The sequence below is a fragment of the Streptomyces sp. NPDC003691 genome, from assembly GCF_053981115.1.
Map to the genome: position 1 here is coordinate 1 of NZ_JBSFNQ010000235.1, position 1,283 is coordinate 1,283.

Below are 1,283 nucleotides of genomic sequence, written 5' to 3' on the forward strand. Positions count from 1 at the left end.
CGAGCACGACGACAACCGGCACCGCCGCCGTCGGCCCGGACGCCCCGGAGAGCACCGGCCTGCTGCGGACGGCGGTCCGCGCCGACGCCTGGAGCCCAGCCCTGCCGTACCTTGCACCAGGCCGACGGATGGACCGGTACGTCTCCGCCGCCGCCCCAGGCGCCCCCGGCCATCAGACACCAGTCGCCGACGCCCTCCGACGACCCGTCGGTGTCGTAGAGGTCGGGGAACCCGAAGACCAGATGGCCGATCTCGTGCGCCGCGACACCGATCCTGGCGTCCTCGGGGATGGTCAGATAGGCGTAGATCTGCGTGCCGTCGGCGTCGTAGGCGGCCGGCAGCAGCCATTTGTGCGACCAGAGGTCACCGGTGCTGCCGCTGGTCTCGCCCCCGGTGCCCGCATGCACCACGATGAACGCGTCCACGAAGCCGTTGCCGTCGTTGTCGTACGGGCCGAAGTCGATCAGCGGGTCGGCGGACCGGGCGGCGTCCGCCGCCATCACCCGGGCCCTGGCCTCGCCGTCCGGGGTGCCGGTGCCCGAGTTGCCGTTGGCGTACCAGGCCATGGTCTGCGGCAGGCGCAGTGGTTCGGTCACCTCGCCGACGATGTCGACGAGACCCCCCGTCACTTCGCGGAAGTACTCGCGGACACTGCCGTGCGGCAGTTTCCCGAGCGAGAAGAACAAGTCCTCGAAATGCTGCCGGCCCGCCGCCATCGGGCGGTCCGGGAAGTCCGCCAGGACGACCGCGACCCGCACCTCGCCGCGGAGCGGCGGGCGGTCGGCCGCCGCCGACATCACGGTGAAGGCCGCGGTGCCCTCGGGGTAGGAGTCGGCCGGGAGGATGGTCCCGTCGTCGAAGCCCGCCCGGAGATCCGCGGGGGCGGGCGGCAGCGGGCCGGTACCGCCCGCCAGTTGCTCCCGGACCCGCGGACTGGGCGGTACGGCACAGAACTCGGACCAGGCGGCGCGGACCCCGCGCGGCGGCCGCCCGCCGTCCGGCCGGTGTCCGCCGGGACGGTGATCGTACGGACCCTGGTTGTGCGGACGGAAGTACTGGGACATGCGGAACCCCCCGGAGCACCGGGCGGCGACCCGGGGCCGGCCGGTGGTGTGCGGTGAACGTGACGAAGCGGGTCGGCGGTACGGCGCGCGCGAACACGACACCGCGACCGAAAAGCATCGTAGATCCAAGCCGAGGACCGTGGAGCCGGACAGCTGCCCGACGGCCCGCCCGATCTCGTCGTCCGTGAGCCCGTCGGAGGCCACCCGGTCGAGTTCGTC

1 protein-coding gene is annotated in these 1,283 nt (G+C 73.2%); it reads right to left on the reverse strand.

Annotated features, from left to right (window positions below):
* Window positions 1-1,064: M6 family metalloprotease domain-containing protein (locus tag ACWDR0_RS34930; RefSeq protein ID WP_456355853.1), on the reverse strand; the 1,064-nt coding region annotated here is incomplete at its 3' end.
* Window positions 1,065-1,283 lie beyond the last annotated feature (219 nt).